Below are 14,781 nucleotides of genomic sequence, written 5' to 3'. Positions count from 1 at the left end.
GTGGTGGCATCTCGTCATTCCGCTATGTGTTAGCGGCTAAGAGATACCGCGGCGGGATGACGGTTAAGCAATTCGTCATCTCGCTACTTGTTAGCGGGATCTATGCTAAGAGATACCGCGAATGAATCGCGGTATGACGTAGGGCTACAGGTGTCATTCCAGTGCTTGGCACTGGAATCCAGCCTTTATTATGCAGCCACTTGTTGAAATTACGTCTTCTGGATCCCAGTGTCAAGCACTGGGATGACAGGAAGAGAAGGCTACTTGGATGACACCGTCTTGGATGGAAACCAGTGTCAGCTACTTTCATGACACCATTCTTTTCTCTGGATCCAAGTAGTCAAGCTACTCGGATGACAAGAAGAGGGTGATATTAGAACCGTCTCAAACTACAATGTTTCCACAAAGTATATAATTAACACCCACACCTTTAGTTAGATTCCACTCACGCTTTATTACGTTGTACTCCATGCCAGCCATGTTTTGCAGCGTTACATTATTTTCTCTTAAGTGATTTGCAATTTCTGACGGCTTGAGAAATTTATTCCAGTTATGCGTACCTTTTGGCAGCCAATTTAATATGTACTCTGCACCAATTATTGCAAGGCAGAAGGATTTGATAGTTCTATTTATTGTGGATATAAAGATTAACCCCTCCGGTTTTAGCAGCTCTATTGCTTTCTTCATGAAAAGCTCTAAATTATCCACATGTTCAACTACTTCCATCAACAGAACCACGTCGTACTTCTTGTCATTGCTTAGCTCTTCAATGCTGGTGTGCATATATTCTACATTAAGCCCTACTTTTTTCGCATGTGACTGTGCCACTTTGATGTTTTCTTCACATACATCTATTCCTATAACGTTAATGCCAACGCGTGCCATTGACTCTGACAAAATGCCACCACCGCATCCAACATCAAGCAATGATAATTCTTTTAAATCGCATTTTTTTAACTCTTTTATTTTCTTAATAATGTAAGATACTCTAATAGGATTCATCATGTGCAATGGCTTAAATTTGCCATTCTCGTTCCACCATTCACCTGCCATTTTAGCGAATTTTGATATTTCATCTTCGTTATAAGTTTTTGTTTTTTTTTTCTTAGAGGTTATATTGCTGAGTTTATTAAGGCGTTTTTTATGTCTGCTTTCTTTTGAAAATTCTGTTTCGAGGAATTGTTTGACTATGTCTTTTGCTAATCCACTCGCAGTAAATCCTGCACCAAGACACAGTACATTTGCGTTGCCATGCTCGCGAGCTAATTTTGCGATCTCAACACTGTTACATAAAGCAGCGTAGATTCCTTCAAAACGATTTGCCACGGTACTCATGCCCAAACCTGTACCACAAATTAATATCCCATAATTTGCTTTTTTGCTTGTTATATCTTCTACAACTTTAACAACGTAATCTGGGTAATCTACACACTTTTGCTTAGCAGTGCAACCTTGATCTATCGCTGTGTAACCCAGGGTTTCCAGGTAGGATTTTATTTCTGATTTTAATTCATAACCAGCATGATCTGAGGCAATTGATATTATATCTGACATATAAAAAATTGATCTTGCATAACTTAAGGATATTTATATGGGTAATTTATTTTGATCTTTCTGTCAAGCCGTTTTAATACTCCTGATCTTTCGGGAGTCCTAAAGCTTGAAATAAATTTCGAGTCAGATGTGTATAAATTCTATATAATTTTTATCCTACTACTAATTCAATAAGATGGATCACATAGATATTATAAAATCAAAATTATTATTATCTGACATAGTAGGTAAAAAAGTCAGGCTAATAAAAAGAGGAGATAGTTTTGTTGGGCTCTGTCCATTTCACAACGAAAAAACTCCATCTTTTTCGGTGAGCAATACTAAGGGGTTATATTACTGTTTTGGTTGCTTGGCTAGTGGTGATGCATTTGAATTTATTTCACAAACTGAAGGATTAAGCTTTAAAGAAGCATTGGAAAGATTAGCATCGGTTACAGGTGTTGAACTGCCCAAAAGTCTTAGTATTACAAAAGGGGACAATAAACTATTTTTAGCGCTTGATTTAGCTGCAAATTGGTTTGCACAAAAAAATCAGGGCGTTGTAGATTATTTAAAGCAGCGCAAGATTTTACCTGAAATCATAGATAAATTTAAGATAGGTTATGCACCAAGCTCTGGTTTGAAAGAGTATTTAAACTCTTCAGGTATTGAAGACAAAATTTTAATTGATATTGGATTAGTAAACAAAAATTTTCATGATTATTTTTATGACCGGCTGATATTTCCTATACAGAGCATTACAGGAAGAGTTATTGGTTTTGGCGGACGTGCGCTGAGTTCTGAGCAACAGCCGAAATATTTAAATAGCCCAGAGAGTCAGCTCTTCAAGAAGAGGGAGAATTTATACGGATTAAACTTTGCTTTAAGCGAAATACGTAAAAAACAGCACATATTTGTTGTTGAAGGATATATGGACGCTATAGCGCTACATCAAGCGGGAATTAGTAATGCAGTTGCTCCGCTTGGTACCGCAATTTCTGCAGAACAGATAAAAAATCTATGGAGATTTGCTAAAGAAATCTCCATCTGTATGGATGGAGATAGTGCTGGACGTCATGCTGCTACCCGAGTTGCAGAACTTGCTCTGCCAATATTAGAGCCTGGGTATACATTGAAGTTTGTGACTTTGCCGAGTAATAAAGATCCATACGATATATGTAACGAACTGGCATACAAGAAAGAAGACGTGTTGACTGCTCTTGACCATTCAACAAAACTGCACTCTGAATATTTATGGCATCACATAATCGATAGCAACTTGCAAAATTATGAAAAACTTGCTCCGGAAAAATATTCAATTCTTGAGCACAAGTTCATGGAATATGTAAATGCTATTAGCAACAGCAGTATTAGAAGGTATTACAGAGATTATTTTTACAATAAGGCCAGTGAACTGAGAAGAAGCTTTAAAAAGCTGATTTTTAATAGCAAAGCAACAAAAGGTGAGTATCTTCATAACAAATCTCCAGAGCTAATTGAGGCAGAGCAAAATCAGGCTATAATTCTACGTATAGTAATAGAATTTCCAGAGATCTTACACCATCCTATATTTTTTGAGCAATTTTCTCATTTTGAATTTACTAATGAGATGAAAAGATTACAACAGCGTATAATTGATGTAATAAGTAACAAAAGCAAACTTGGTAAAGAGGCTTTGTTACAAGAATTGAAACAGTTTGACGTTATAAAATATGTATTTGAAAAAACTAGTGTACTAAACAGTCAATTAAGCGAGAGAAAGTCTGCAGAAATTGTGTGGAATAATATAGTGTTACTAAAAGAATTAAATGCATTACGAAAAGAAAGAACCGAAGCGAGGCTGAGCGGTAATCTTGACTTAGAAGAAAGGTTGATAGAACAAATAGAGCAAATAGAAAGTAGTATACAAGAAATGCAAATGGAGTTTATTGAAAAGTAGATATCGTCTCGTTAGTCAACAAGAAAATTACAAAATAAGACAATATTTTACATAAGATTGAAATTTTTAACTAATTAAGCCTTCCTCCAACAGCTTTGCCCTGTAGTTTTTGATATGGTTAGGATCACTTGAAAATGTATAATTTTTGTAGTTAGCTCTGCTATGCATATAAAGCTTACTATTGACTTTTATCACATTATCTCACATTATATCACATAATATGCATGTGAGAAGAATATGAACTGGAAGAATTTTCGTCTTAGTACACGTCTCAACCTAGAAGGGCCTGTAATTGAGCAAGTGTACGAGTTAATTACTGCAGTTGATAGTGTTAAAAATAGCTGGCAGATAACGAAAAAACTACTACCACAAACAATTGAAAGATTAACTCATTCAGTTATTGTTACATCTTCTGGCGCTTCTAACCGTATTGAAGGAAATCGTCTAACCGATAAAGAAGTTGAGGATCTATATAAAAACCTACGTGTCAAAAAATTTAAAAATAGAGATGAGCAAGAAATTGCTGGCTACTTAGAAATGCTTAAACTAATATTTCATGATTATACGGATATTCCAATTAGTGAGTCATCAATATTGCACATTAACAACCAGATGCTACTCTATAGTGAAAAAGATTTGTATCATAGAGGAAAATACAAAGCAAGTTCTAATAGAGTTGAGGCAAAAGATCAGAATGGAAAAGTTGTTGGTATAATTTTTGATCCCACACCACCTTACCTTGTTAGAAAGGAAGTACAAGAGCTTATTGACTGGTATCACTGGTCCTTAAATAATAAATTTAAGCATCCTCTTATTATTGTTGCTAACTTTGTTTTTGAGTATCTGGCAATACACCCTTTTCAAGATGGGAATGGCAGAACTAGTAGATTGATGACTAATTTAATGCTGTTGCAGCAGGGTTATGATTTTGTATCTATTGTATCACATGAAAAGATAATTGAAACTAACAAACTTGATTACTATTTAGCGCTTAATAAAACACAAAGTAGCTGGAAAAGTGGCAAAGAAGATATTTCCCCATGGTTAATATTTTTTCTTAATGTGCTCAAAACGCAAGCAAATGAGACGCATTATATTCTTGAGAGGGAGAATACTGAATATTTATTATCAAGAAAACAATTATTCTTCTGGGAGTGGGCACTTAGCCTTGCAGATAAAGAATTTAGTAGAAAAGATGCTATAGAAGCTCTAGGGTTTCCTCCAAGAACAGTAGAGGCAATTACAAAGAAACTGCTAGGGATGAAGTACTTACAGCGTCTTGGAGAAGGCAAAGCCACTAGATATAAAGTTATTATTTAAAAGTTTTAGTATGTTTTTCGAGATTTTTTTAAATCCAGTTTTATGCACAACTTTATTTGCAATTTTACATTTTTATTCGATTAAAAATTGCATTTTTGCAATAAAAAACTTACTTATTGTAGGAAAATCTTGTGTTTGTTCTCATATAAAATTATTTATGGAGTGACAATGATGCATGTATTATACTTACATTTTTGATTCGAAAATTTATGCAGTTGTTTCTAACAAAATTAGTTAACAAATTCTATTGTTTAAAGATGAGAAATAAAGTAATCATCATTTCCAGTATTGCTTTTATTCTACTGTTTTTTAGCAGCAGTGCATTTTTAAAAAAAGATCAGGCGGTTCATAGTGATAATGCAACTAGTAGCTTTTCAGTAAAAACTCAAGAATGTGCGCCGCAAAACCGCACTATATATTTAAATTTTTCTGGTACAGTAAATCCCTTACATAGGGCTAGCCTTGTCTCAAAAATAAGTGGTAAGATTATTGCTATTTATTTACCTGATGGTGAAAAGGTAAAAAGAGATGATGTAGTATTAAAGATAGAAGATTATGACAGGATTGAACAAGCTCAGAAAGCCAAAGCTTTATTAAAGCAGCGTGAAATTGAGTATGATTCCTCTCACAAACTGAATAAAAAAGGCTATGGAGCACAAATACAAGTAGAAGCAGCTTTTACTGCGTTACAAAGTGCAAAAGCTGACCTAAAAAGGCTAGAATTGGATTTAGAAAATACTGCAGTTACATCTCCTATAGATGGTTATATTGATAAAATCAATGCAAACGAAGGGGATTTTGTTAATGCTGGGCAAAAAATAGCTGACGTGGTTAATTTCGATCAAATTCTTGTAGTGTTATATATTTCGGAAAATGAAGTAAATAAAATAGAGCTAGGCAGCACAGCTCAAATTAATTTGCTGGACGGAAAAGAATTGGCAGGTGAAGTAAGTTTTATTAGTAAAATTGCTGAGCCTAAAACTGGGTCTTATAGGGTAGAAGTGAAGGTAACTAATAATAAAATGATATCCTTGCAGGGACTAACTGCCAACGTAAGGCTACCTTCAGGTGAAAGATTTACATATAAAGTTCCTTCTTCAGTCCTGAGCTTAAGTGACGAGGGTGCTCTTGGAATAAAGATTGTTGACGACAATAATCATGTAATATTTGTACCAATAGAAATTGTTGATCATGAGAGCGATGGGGTTTGGATAGTAGCAAATAACGAAGGTAAACCCATAAAGTTAATAGTATTGGGCCACCTATTTGTTAAGCCTGGTGATAAGGTTTAAGACATAAGATCCTTTTTCATAGCTTATACTACGTTATCCAGCGTCTGGGCACTGGTTTCTTGGTACTTATTCCGCAATAATTTTTTTTTCCTTCAATAAATTTTGCAATTCGCCTTTTTCGTACATCTCGCGAGTGATGTCGCAACCACCGATAAACTCTTCCTTTATATATAATTGTGGAATTGTTGGCCAATCAGAAAACTTTTTTATAGATTCACGTATTTCATCATTCTCCAACACGTTAATATACTTAAACTTCACGTTCAATTTTTTTAGGATTGACACGACGAGTCCAGAGAATCCGCATTGAGGAAAATCAGAAGTGCCTTTCATGTATAACACCACATCATTTTCCGCTATATCTTTTTTTATTTGTTCAAAACTGCTCATAAATTTACCTTATTTTTAAGTATTAGTTTCCAGTTGCAAGGCGTGTATAGACTGACCTTCCAGAGCTTTATATACCATTTTATGCTGTTCTATTTTTGTCTTTCCAAGAAAGCACTTGGAGGTTATTTTTAAATGATAATGATCATCATCTCCAGCAAGGTCATGAACCTTTATATCAGCGTCGGGGAACGATTGTTTGATGATCCTTTCTAATTCGTGAATTGCAATAGTCATTTACTTGCTTTAAATTACAATACTTTCATTATAAATCTAAAACGACTGGGTGCAATTGAATTATTGATTATATGGTTACTAATATTGTGAAGACAGTAGATTCAGTGTGTTAAGAACACCAGCAAGACGAGATTTTAATTGATTTTCATATTTACTCCAATCTTGTATTGCCTTTCTTGCGACACCTGAATCAACTGCGGCTTTTGCAACAGCAGGAGATACTATAGAAATTAATCTTGGGTCAAACGGAGTCGGTATTATGTATTCATGGCCGTAGCTCATTTTACGACCGCCATAGGCTGCAGATATCTCGTCAGACACTGGCTCACGGGCAAGCTTTGCTATTGCATCTGCAGCTGCAATTTTCATCTCATTATTTATTGTTGTTGCATGTACATCAAGCGCTCCTCTGAATATATAAGGAAATCCCATTACGTTGTTGACTTGATTGTTGTAATCTGACCTACCAGTTGCGATTATTGCATCTGGCCTCACAGATTTTGCAAACTCAGGCCTTACTTCTGGATCGGGGTTGGCGAGAGCGAAAATAATCGGGTCTTTGCCCATACTCTTTAACATCTCTTCATTTAACACATCTTTTGCAGATAATCCGATGAATACATCAGCGCCTTTTATTGTATCAAGTAGAGAACGTTCGGAAGTATCAATTGCATATTTTTCCTTCCACTCATTCATGTCCTCGTTTCTACCTTTGTATATTACTCCTTGCTTATCACACAGCACTATATTTTTAGCGCCCATGGACTTTAGTATTTCTAAACATGCAATACCGGCTGCTCCAGCACCATTCATAATGATCTTAACGTACTCTAATTTCTTTCCGACAATATCAAGAGCATTTTCTATACCAGCTGCAACAACCACTGCAGTTCCATGCTGGTCATCATGGAACACTGGAATATCCATCAGTTCATTCAGACGTTTCTCTATTATAAAACAATCGGGAGATCTTATATCCTCTAAATTTATCCCCCCCCAACTTGGCCCAAGGTACCTTACTGCATTGATAAAATCTTCTATATTTTCTGTACCAACTTCTATATCAACTGCATCAATATCAGCAAAACGCTTAAATAAAACAGCTTTACCTTCCATAACGGGTTTTGAAGCAAGAGGCCCGATATTACCAAGCCCAAGCACTGCAGTGCCATTTGAAATGACAGCTACAAAATTGCTTTTTGCCGTATAATCATAAACAACCTCAGGATTTTTAGCTATTTCAAGGCACGGAGCTGCAACGCCAGGGGAATAAGCAAGTGACAAATCATACTGGGTAGATAAAGGTTTTGTTGGCATGATTGAAATTTTACCAGGGTTACCACCTCTACTGTGATACTTAAGTGCCTCTTGTCTTGTGGTATTATCTAAATCATCGTTCATTCTTATATTTTAAGCTTGTAATTTTTAAGTATATGGAGTTTTTATAAATGTTCAATTGTAAACTATTAGCTTGTGAACTCTGTTGTACTTCTGTATAAGTTTACCTATTACGTAAGATGATATTACATGCTTAAGAAAAACGTGCCTAATTTGCTTACAATTTCTCGTGCACTTGCAATACCAGCAATAATATTAAGTTTTTATATAGAAAATAAATATGCAGGCCTGATAACAATATCAATCTTTGTGTTTGCATGCATTACGGATTTTTTTGATGGTTACTTGGCGCGTGCGTGGAAAGTCCAATCAAAGTTTGGCAAGCTATTTGATCCAATTGCTGATAAATTAATAGTGGTTTCAACGATAATTATGCTAGTTTATAAGCAGAAGATAAATGATTTTACAATAGTACCATCGATTATCATCATCTGTAGGGAAATATTAGTTCCGGGTTTACGGGAGTTCCTTATAGCTATAAATGTTAGTCTACCTGTAAGCAAAGCTGGAAAAATTAAAACATTTTTGCAGATGGTTGCTGTAGTAGCGCTAATAATGCACGATTATGATATGATTCAATATATAGGTGTGATTTGTTTATGGGTTGCAGCTATTATAACTATGTGGTCAGGCTATAATTATGTTCTAGCCGGCATCAAACAGATTGACTGAATTTCTTGAGAAACAGTTAATATATAAAAGTGGTTAATATTTTCATAATATTGACTGAATAGTTAAAATCCTGTATAATGTATTAGTTAATAGGATTTATATGACTAATAACCTTAATGAAGATTTTTTTCGAGATTTTTGGCTAACAGTTGATGAAGAAGCTAAAAAAGAAAGGCTAGAACAAGAGTCATTAACACTAAAAGAAGAAGCGGAAAAAAAGAAGAAACTCGAACAGGAGTTATTAATGCTAAAAGTAGGAGAAGCAGAAAAAAAGAAGAAGCTAGAACAAGAGCTATTAACACTAAAAAAAAGAGAGCTACATAGAAAATATGTATCATTGGCGACAATGATTCCATTTGCATTGTTGATGGCAATTGAACTGGAAAAAACATGTAGCGATCAGGTATTACTCGGCCTTATAAGCAGCGCATTAGGTCATACTATATTACCCTTTACAACTTTATATCTTATTTGCACGCTATATTTAATTTATAATAATAGAAAAATAGCACAAAAAGAACGAGAGTTGGAGAATATTGAAAATGGGGAAATAATAGAAAAAGAAAGGAGAGACATTCCTTATACAGTTGATGATTACTTTAACTATGCTGATGCTGCTTTAGTTACATTAGTTATTGTGGCTAGCATAGTAAGTCAAGCGTTAGAGCAAGGAATAATAGGAGATGTAGCTTTTTCGCTTTCTAGTCTATTTTACTTTGTAGCAAGCGCTATTTTTTGCTATCGTGAGTACAAAAAAAGTAAAAATTCTGAAGTAGAAAAAGAGCAAGGCTTTGATGAGAAATCTGAAAAAAAGACAAGCAATATGTCTGCAGCTAAGTTAATGCTTGCTGGTTCTTCTATATTATTAATAAGAAGGATAATGTTAATAGCACTATCATCATCTTTACATCCTGCTGTTGGGCCTACTTTAGGCTTGGTAGGTATGATCTTTTTAATAGCAGGAAGTGTACTAATTGCACGTTCTTATAGTAGAAAGCTAGAGAATATAGAAGTGAGCGGAAAAGCTGTTTCAATAGGTGCTGGTGTGGGTAATATAGGAGATGGCGGCTCAAACACAGAAGGGCCGGCTATTGCCTAGTAGAAATTTATTTATTTAAGTAATATTTAGGTCTATACTTTATTTTGATCGAAAAAAATCTTATGTATAAGACTTTAATCGCGTGCTTTATTTTTCTAATTTGCTCCTTTACACAATCGTATGCGAATGATCTTGAAAAAACTGAAACTGAACTATATGAAGAAGCAGTTGAACTTTTTGACCAGAAAAAATATAAACAAGCTATTAGGGCATTTCAAAAGATAGAAGATTTGTACCCTTTCTCTTATTGGGCAAGGAAAGCAAAATTATTATCTGGTGTGTCTCATTATAACATGGGTAACTATAGCAGTGCTGCAAGTGATATGGATGATTATATATATGTTTATTCAAATGGTGAAGATTTACCATATGTATACTACTTAAGAGTATTATCTTATTACATGCAAATTAATAAAGTGCAACTTGGACAGCAAACTGCATATAAAACTTTAGAGCTAGCTACAGAGTACATTAATCTCTTTCCAGGCAGCGAATATGTAGACGAGATGAAGGAAAAAGCAAAGCTAATCACAGAGCATATATCAACAAAAGAGTATTCTATCGGTAAATTTTACCTGAGGCGTGGTGAATATTTAGCAGCAATTAAGCGTTTCCAGAATATAGCAAGCTATAAGGATTCTAAATATTTTTCTAAGTCTATTAACTATTTAATAGCAGCTCATTCAGCTCTTGGCCTTGACTTAGAAGCTGAACAGTATGAAAGTATGTTATTAGCAGAAAACCTGCAAGATGCCAAGCCGGAGGCTTGAAAATTTGCTTTAGTTTTTTCTATGCTTTGATATATAATTAGGTTTTTAACTATTTGAATATGGCTGGTCATTCACAATTTTCAAATATAAAACATCGGAAAGGCGCTCAGGATGCAAAGCGCTCTCAAAAATTTACGAAGCTGATTAGAGAAATAACAGTTGCTGCAAAGCAAGGGCTGCCCGATCCCGAACTCAACCCGCGCCTTCGCTCTGCTATATTTGCTGCACGCAAGGAAAATCTACCAAAAGATAAAATAGAAACAGCAATAAAAAATGCAACTGGTAATGTTGCTGGAAAAAATTACGAAGAAATCCAATATGAAGGTCATGGGCCTTCTGGCACTGCACTTATTGTCCATGCCTTGACTAATAACCGCAACCGTACTGCTTCTGAGGTACGTTATATCTTTTCTCGTAAAGGTGGAAACTTAGGAGAAACAGGAAGTGTTAGTTACCTTTTCGATCATGTAGGCTTAATCGTCTATAAAGCAGAGGGTGTGAATTTTGATGATTTATTTAATTATGGGATCGAGTTAGAAGTATTGAATGTTGAGGAAAATGACAAAGAAGGATTACACGTTATAACTTGTGAAATAAAAGATTTTGGTAAAGTACGCGATGCCTTTTATGCAAAATTCGGAGAACCAGAACTTGCTCGTCTTTCGTGGCAACCAAAGGATCTAGTTGAAATTAGCAATAAAGAGTTGATCGATAAATTATCCACATTGGTTGAAGAATTAGAAGATAATGATGATGTACAGTATGTTGAAGGTAATTTTACTTTTGTTGATAAGCTATGAGGCTAGTAATATTTGTATTGCTTTGTATTTTACCAGCATATGCTACTGAAACATCAACAGATCTTGCAGTGTCGTTCCAGTGTGTAGGGTGTCATCCCAGTTCCCAGACACTGGGATCCAGAAAAATTCAAGCACACTATGCAGCATTGTCAGTCAAAGAGCTGGATTCCAGTGTCAAGCACTGGAATGACACCACCCGCAAATTGCAATGTTCGTGCAGTTGTGTGCCTAGACACTGGGATCCAGAAAATTCAATTACAAATGGACACACCAAGCGATTGTATAATAACAACTGGATTCCAGCGTCAAGCGCTGGAACGACAGAAAAGGAGCGTGCAAAGGCTGCGCCCATAGGGTGTCATCCCAGTGCCCAGACACTGGGATCCAGAAAAATTGATTGCAAACAGCGCACTATACAACATTTTCGATCAGAAAGCTGGATTCCAGCGTCAAGCGCTGGAATGACAGGAGAGAATTTTGAGGTGACAGAAAGCAACCGTGATAGAAGATTATTATTCATATCCAGCACCATAAAATCTTCTTTTTTTGCCACGGGAATTGAGCAAGGGTTGGGGCCAAATACAGTGGTAAAATTGATCAACATATATAAAGATTTTGGTGTTGATTTTAAAAAAGACATTGTGCCGAAGAGTAAATTGGAGGTTCTTTTTGAGAGATCGCTCGGTAATCAGAAGACTGAAGAAAAGATTTTATATGCTTCACTGACAATAAACAAGAAAGCTATTAGTTTATATCATTATAAATCGCAAGACGGCGAAGAAAAGTATTTTAATAAAGAAGGAATAAGCTTAAAAAATGACGAAATTTTTGCAAATCCTTTGAATGGAGATTATCGTATATCCTCGAAATTTGGCAATAGAAAGCATCCTGTTCGCGGTAAAATTGCTTTTCACAAAGGAGTGGACTATGCAGCTAAGCTTGGCACTCCCATATACGCTGCTGCAGAGGGTGTGGTAGAATATATAGGAAAGAATGGTGGCTATGGAAATTATATCAAAATAAAACACAAAAATGAATATTCAACCTGTTATGCGCATATAAGTAGATTTAGTGGCGATATAAAGTTAGGCTCTAAAGTAAAGCAGGGGCAGGTCATCGCCTATGTTGGTAGCACTGGTGTTGCAACAGGCCCTCATTTACATTACGAAGTTATATATAACGGCAAACACATCGATCCGCTTACGATAGCGCATAAAACTGAAGTAAAATTGCCTGATCATGAATTAAGAGAGTTTAAACTATTTGTAAATAAGATAAATAAAACGATCAACAGAGAGGGTTCAAGTGAAAAAGAAGTTTAAAGACAATATGGATAAGAATACGATAAACGATAGGAATTTAAGTCAACTCCGGTTTTTTCCTGTACTAATAGCGCTAGGATTAATTTTATCGCTGCTTTTTTTGGCATATGACAGCACAATTGCGCTTGGAGTTGCTGCTGTTTCAATTTTGACTTTTCTTCAAGGATTTTTTATTAATGACCCTAATGAAGCAAGAGTGATAGAGTTTTTTGGTCATTATATTGGAACTTATTTTAAGTCTGGAATATGTATAACGCTTCCCTTTTCAAGCAAATATATAGTTTCCCTAAAATTTCAGAATATTAACACAGAAAAAATAAAAGTGAATGATGCAAATGGAAGTCCAATAGAGATTTCTGCAGTAATTGTTTGGAGAGTGAGCAGTCCTGCAAAGGCGTATTATAATGTTAACAACTATCACGAATTTGTTTTTGTACAAAGTGACTCGGTAATTAGAGAATTGGCGAGCAATTATCCGTATGATAGCGAAAGCGATGAGGAATCTTTACGTAAAAATTCTGATAAAATTTCAGATGAATTGCGGTCAATGTTACAACAAAGATTAGATATTGCAGGAATTGAGATTACAGAAGCAAGAATATCGCATTTGGCGTATTCGTCCGAGATTGCACAAGCAATGTTAAGGCGTCAACAAGCACATGCTATCACTTCGGCAAGAAGGCATATAGTGCAAAATGCAATAGGAATTGTCGAGGAAGTAATAGCTCATTTTGAAAAAAACAAAAGCTTACAATTAGATGGCAAGCAAAAGGTTCAATTGATAAATAATTTGTTGGTTGCCCTAATCTCTGAGCAAGATGCACAACCAACGATTAGTTTGGATAATAATTAGTATAATTGCTAATATCGGTTATTCAAAAATGTTATTACGATGCAAAAGCTGCGTGAAGCATTTCATAATCATGTACTACATTGTGGCATACAACAACAATATCGTTCTATTGTTGTGCTAAATGGGGAAATACCTGATTCATCATTTTTTAAACGAGATATACCTATTATTGCTGTAGATGGAGGAGCAAACAAGCTTCTATCAATTGGTGTACAACCTGATCTTGTAATAGGAGATTTGGATAGCGTAAATCTGGATTTACGTGCTAATTTGAATACGATATATCTACCTGATCAAGATTATTGCGACTTTTCTAAAGCAATGGCTCACTTAAAGACAGTAAAGTTATTGCCATCAATAGTAACGGGTATTACTGGAGGAGCAATTGATCATATACTACAAAATATTAACGTTTTTCTAAGTACAGGTAGTATCTTTTACACACCTTCACCTCCCATGGTAGGTTACACTTTACAAAAAGGTATTGCCCATTTTTTTTCTTTGCCAAAAAATACTAAAATATCTTTACTTGGTATACCGAGAGCTCAAATATCAACAAAAGGGTTAAAATGGGAACTGCATCTTAGCAACCTTGCTTTTCCAGGAAAGAATTCTTGCTTTAATCGAAGTTTAGGCAATAAGTTATCTATAGAAGTACACAGTGGTATATGTCTAGCAATGGTATATTTAGAAGCAGTAGATGATGCTGCAAGACATCATGTGCGTCAAGTTAAGAAGTAAATAGACTTCTTGCATAACCCAAACTAAGTAGAAAAAAGGTATCATCCAAGTAGCTGACACTGGTTTCTTTATGACGTGTCATTCCAGTTTCAGCTACTTGAATGACAGCAGTCCTATGTCATACCGCCGCGGTATCTCTTAGCCGCTAACACGTAGCGGTATGATGATTCTTCAAATCGTCAAGGTGTCATCCAAGTAGCCTTCTCTTCCTGTCATCCCAGTGCTTGACACTGGGATGACAGGGGAATGAGGCACTGGGATCCAGGAAAAAGAATGATGTCATGAAAGTAGCTGACACTGGTTCCTTTATGACGGTGTCATCAGAGTAGCCCCTTTTTTGTCATCCCAGTGCTTGACACTGGGATCCAGAAGACGTAATTTCAACCAAGTGGCTGCATAATAAAGGCTGGATTCCAGT

At 35.5% G+C, this 14,781-nt stretch carries 14 protein-coding genes; 10 read left to right on the top strand and 4 right to left on the bottom strand.

All coding sequences use genetic code 11. The features are described 5' to 3' along the window. Positions 1-384: 384 nt before the first annotated feature. Positions 385-1,554 (bottom strand): bifunctional 2-polyprenyl-6-hydroxyphenol methylase/3-demethylubiquinol 3-O-methyltransferase UbiG, encoded by a 1,170-nt coding sequence (gene ubiG, locus OZD67_RS01930; protein WP_182183989.1) that lies wholly within the window; start codon positions 1,552-1,554, stop codon positions 385-387. Between the two features lie 175 nt (positions 1,555-1,729). Here ubiG and dnaG point away from each other — a divergent pair, with 175 nt between their 5' ends. The 3 genes from dnaG to OZD67_RS01915 all read left to right on the top strand — a co-directional run bounded on the left by dnaG (position 1,730) and on the right by OZD67_RS01915 (position 6,084). Next, positions 1,730-3,472, top strand: coding sequence for a DNA primase (dnaG, locus tag OZD67_RS01925; RefSeq protein ID WP_182183988.1), 1,743 nt, complete (start codon positions 1,730-1,732; stop codon positions 3,470-3,472). A 237-nt stretch (positions 3,473-3,709) separates the two neighbouring features. After that, the gene (locus tag OZD67_RS01920; protein WP_182183986.1) at positions 3,710-4,792 is read left to right on the top strand and encodes a Fic family protein; all 1,083 of its coding nucleotides are present in this window, start codon (positions 3,710-3,712) and stop codon (positions 4,790-4,792) included. 209 nt (positions 4,793-5,001) lie between these two features. Beyond that, a complete protein-coding gene (locus OZD67_RS01915) occupies positions 5,002-6,084 on the top strand; it encodes an efflux RND transporter periplasmic adaptor subunit (protein ID WP_182183984.1) in 1,083 nt (360 codons plus the stop codon). Positions 6,085-6,150: 66 nt separating this feature from the next. On the opposite strand, the gene grxD is transcribed toward OZD67_RS01915, so the two are convergent. The 3 genes from grxD to OZD67_RS01900 all read right to left on the bottom strand — a co-directional run bounded on the left by grxD (position 6,151) and on the right by OZD67_RS01900 (position 8,109). Continuing rightward, a complete protein-coding gene (grxD, locus tag OZD67_RS01910) occupies positions 6,151-6,474 on the bottom strand; it encodes a Grx4 family monothiol glutaredoxin (protein ID WP_164224629.1) in 324 nt (107 codons plus the stop codon). 15 nt (positions 6,475-6,489) lie between these two features. Beyond that, positions 6,490-6,708 carry a BolA/IbaG family iron-sulfur metabolism protein gene (locus OZD67_RS01905; protein ID WP_182183983.1) on the bottom strand — a complete coding sequence of 73 codons (219 nt, stop codon included), beginning with the start codon at positions 6,706-6,708 and terminating at the stop codon, positions 6,490-6,492. A gap of 78 nt (positions 6,709-6,786) precedes the next feature. Beyond that, entirely contained in the window at positions 6,787-8,109 is a 1,323-nt protein-coding gene (locus OZD67_RS01900) for a malic enzyme-like NAD(P)-binding protein (protein WP_182183981.1), read from the bottom strand. A 126-nt stretch (positions 8,110-8,235) separates the two neighbouring features. Here OZD67_RS01900 and pgsA point away from each other — a divergent pair, with 126 nt between their 5' ends. The 7 genes from pgsA (at position 8,236) to OZD67_RS01860 (ending at position 14,363) form a co-directional block, all read left to right on the top strand. Further along, positions 8,236-8,778, top strand: a complete 543-nt coding sequence (gene pgsA, locus OZD67_RS01895) for a CDP-diacylglycerol--glycerol-3-phosphate 3-phosphatidyltransferase (RefSeq protein WP_182183979.1) — start codon at positions 8,236-8,238, stop codon at positions 8,776-8,778. 100 nt (positions 8,779-8,878) lie between these two features. Continuing rightward, positions 8,879-9,877, top strand: coding sequence for a hypothetical protein (locus OZD67_RS01890; RefSeq protein ID WP_182183978.1), 999 nt, complete (start codon positions 8,879-8,881; stop codon positions 9,875-9,877). 62 nt (positions 9,878-9,939) lie between these two features. Beyond that, complete coding sequence (locus OZD67_RS01885; protein WP_182183976.1) at positions 9,940-10,647, top strand: outer membrane protein assembly factor BamD; 708 nt, start codon at positions 9,940-9,942, stop codon at positions 10,645-10,647. Between the two features lie 59 nt (positions 10,648-10,706). Beyond that, positions 10,707-11,447, top strand: a complete 741-nt coding sequence (locus OZD67_RS01880; RefSeq protein WP_182183974.1) for a YebC/PmpR family DNA-binding transcriptional regulator — start codon at positions 10,707-10,709, stop codon at positions 11,445-11,447. A gap of 461 nt (positions 11,448-11,908) precedes the next feature. Further along, positions 11,909-12,769 (top strand): M23 family metallopeptidase, encoded by an 861-nt coding sequence (locus tag OZD67_RS01870; protein ID WP_369127338.1) that lies wholly within the window; start codon positions 11,909-11,911, stop codon positions 12,767-12,769. A 7-nt stretch (positions 12,770-12,776) separates the two neighbouring features. Next, entirely contained in the window at positions 12,777-13,622 is an 846-nt protein-coding gene (locus tag OZD67_RS01865) for an SPFH domain-containing protein (protein WP_182184134.1), read from the top strand. Positions 13,623-13,661: 39 nt separating this feature from the next. Next, positions 13,662-14,363: a thiamine diphosphokinase gene (locus OZD67_RS01860; RefSeq protein WP_182183973.1), complete on the top strand. Its 702-nt coding sequence runs from the start codon at positions 13,662-13,664 to the stop codon at positions 14,361-14,363. Positions 14,364-14,781 lie beyond the last annotated feature (418 nt).

The organism is Wolbachia endosymbiont of Drosophila nikananu (genome assembly GCF_028981865.1).
Classification (GTDB): Bacteria; Pseudomonadota; Alphaproteobacteria; order Rickettsiales; family Anaplasmataceae; genus Wolbachia; species Wolbachia pipientis_B.
This window is presented reverse-complemented; position numbering and strand designations above follow the sequence as displayed.

Bases quoted from the DNA above. Each gene is read 5' to 3' on its own strand.
- ubiG (WP_182183989.1), bottom strand. From the start codon at position 1,554: ATGTCAGATATAATATCAATTGCCTCAGATCATGCTGGTTATGAATTA.
- dnaG (WP_182183988.1), top strand. From the start codon at position 1,730: ATGGATCACATAGATATTATAAAATCAAAATTATTATTATCTGACATA.
- OZD67_RS01920 (WP_182183986.1), top strand. From the start codon at position 3,710: ATGAACTGGAAGAATTTTCGTCTTAGTACACGTCTCAACCTAGAAGGG.
- OZD67_RS01915 (WP_182183984.1), top strand. From the start codon at position 5,002: ATGCAGTTGTTTCTAACAAAATTAGTTAACAAATTCTATTGTTTAAAG.
- grxD (WP_164224629.1), bottom strand. From the start codon at position 6,474: ATGAGCAGTTTTGAACAAATAAAAAAAGATATAGCGGAAAATGATGTG.
- OZD67_RS01905 (WP_182183983.1), bottom strand. From the start codon at position 6,708: ATGACTATTGCAATTCACGAATTAGAAAGGATCATCAAACAATCGTTC.
- OZD67_RS01900 (WP_182183981.1), bottom strand. From the start codon at position 8,109: ATGAACGATGATTTAGATAATACCACAAGACAAGAGGCACTTAAGTAT.
- pgsA (WP_182183979.1), top strand. From the start codon at position 8,236: ATGCTTAAGAAAAACGTGCCTAATTTGCTTACAATTTCTCGTGCACTT.
- OZD67_RS01890 (WP_182183978.1), top strand. From the start codon at position 8,879: ATGACTAATAACCTTAATGAAGATTTTTTTCGAGATTTTTGGCTAACA.
- OZD67_RS01885 (WP_182183976.1), top strand. From the start codon at position 9,940: ATGTATAAGACTTTAATCGCGTGCTTTATTTTTCTAATTTGCTCCTTT.
- OZD67_RS01880 (WP_182183974.1), top strand. From the start codon at position 10,707: ATGGCTGGTCATTCACAATTTTCAAATATAAAACATCGGAAAGGCGCT.
- OZD67_RS01870 (WP_369127338.1), top strand. From the start codon at position 11,909: ATGACAGGAGAGAATTTTGAGGTGACAGAAAGCAACCGTGATAGAAGA.
- OZD67_RS01865 (WP_182184134.1), top strand. From the start codon at position 12,777: ATGGATAAGAATACGATAAACGATAGGAATTTAAGTCAACTCCGGTTT.
- OZD67_RS01860 (WP_182183973.1), top strand. From the start codon at position 13,662: ATGCAAAAGCTGCGTGAAGCATTTCATAATCATGTACTACATTGTGGC.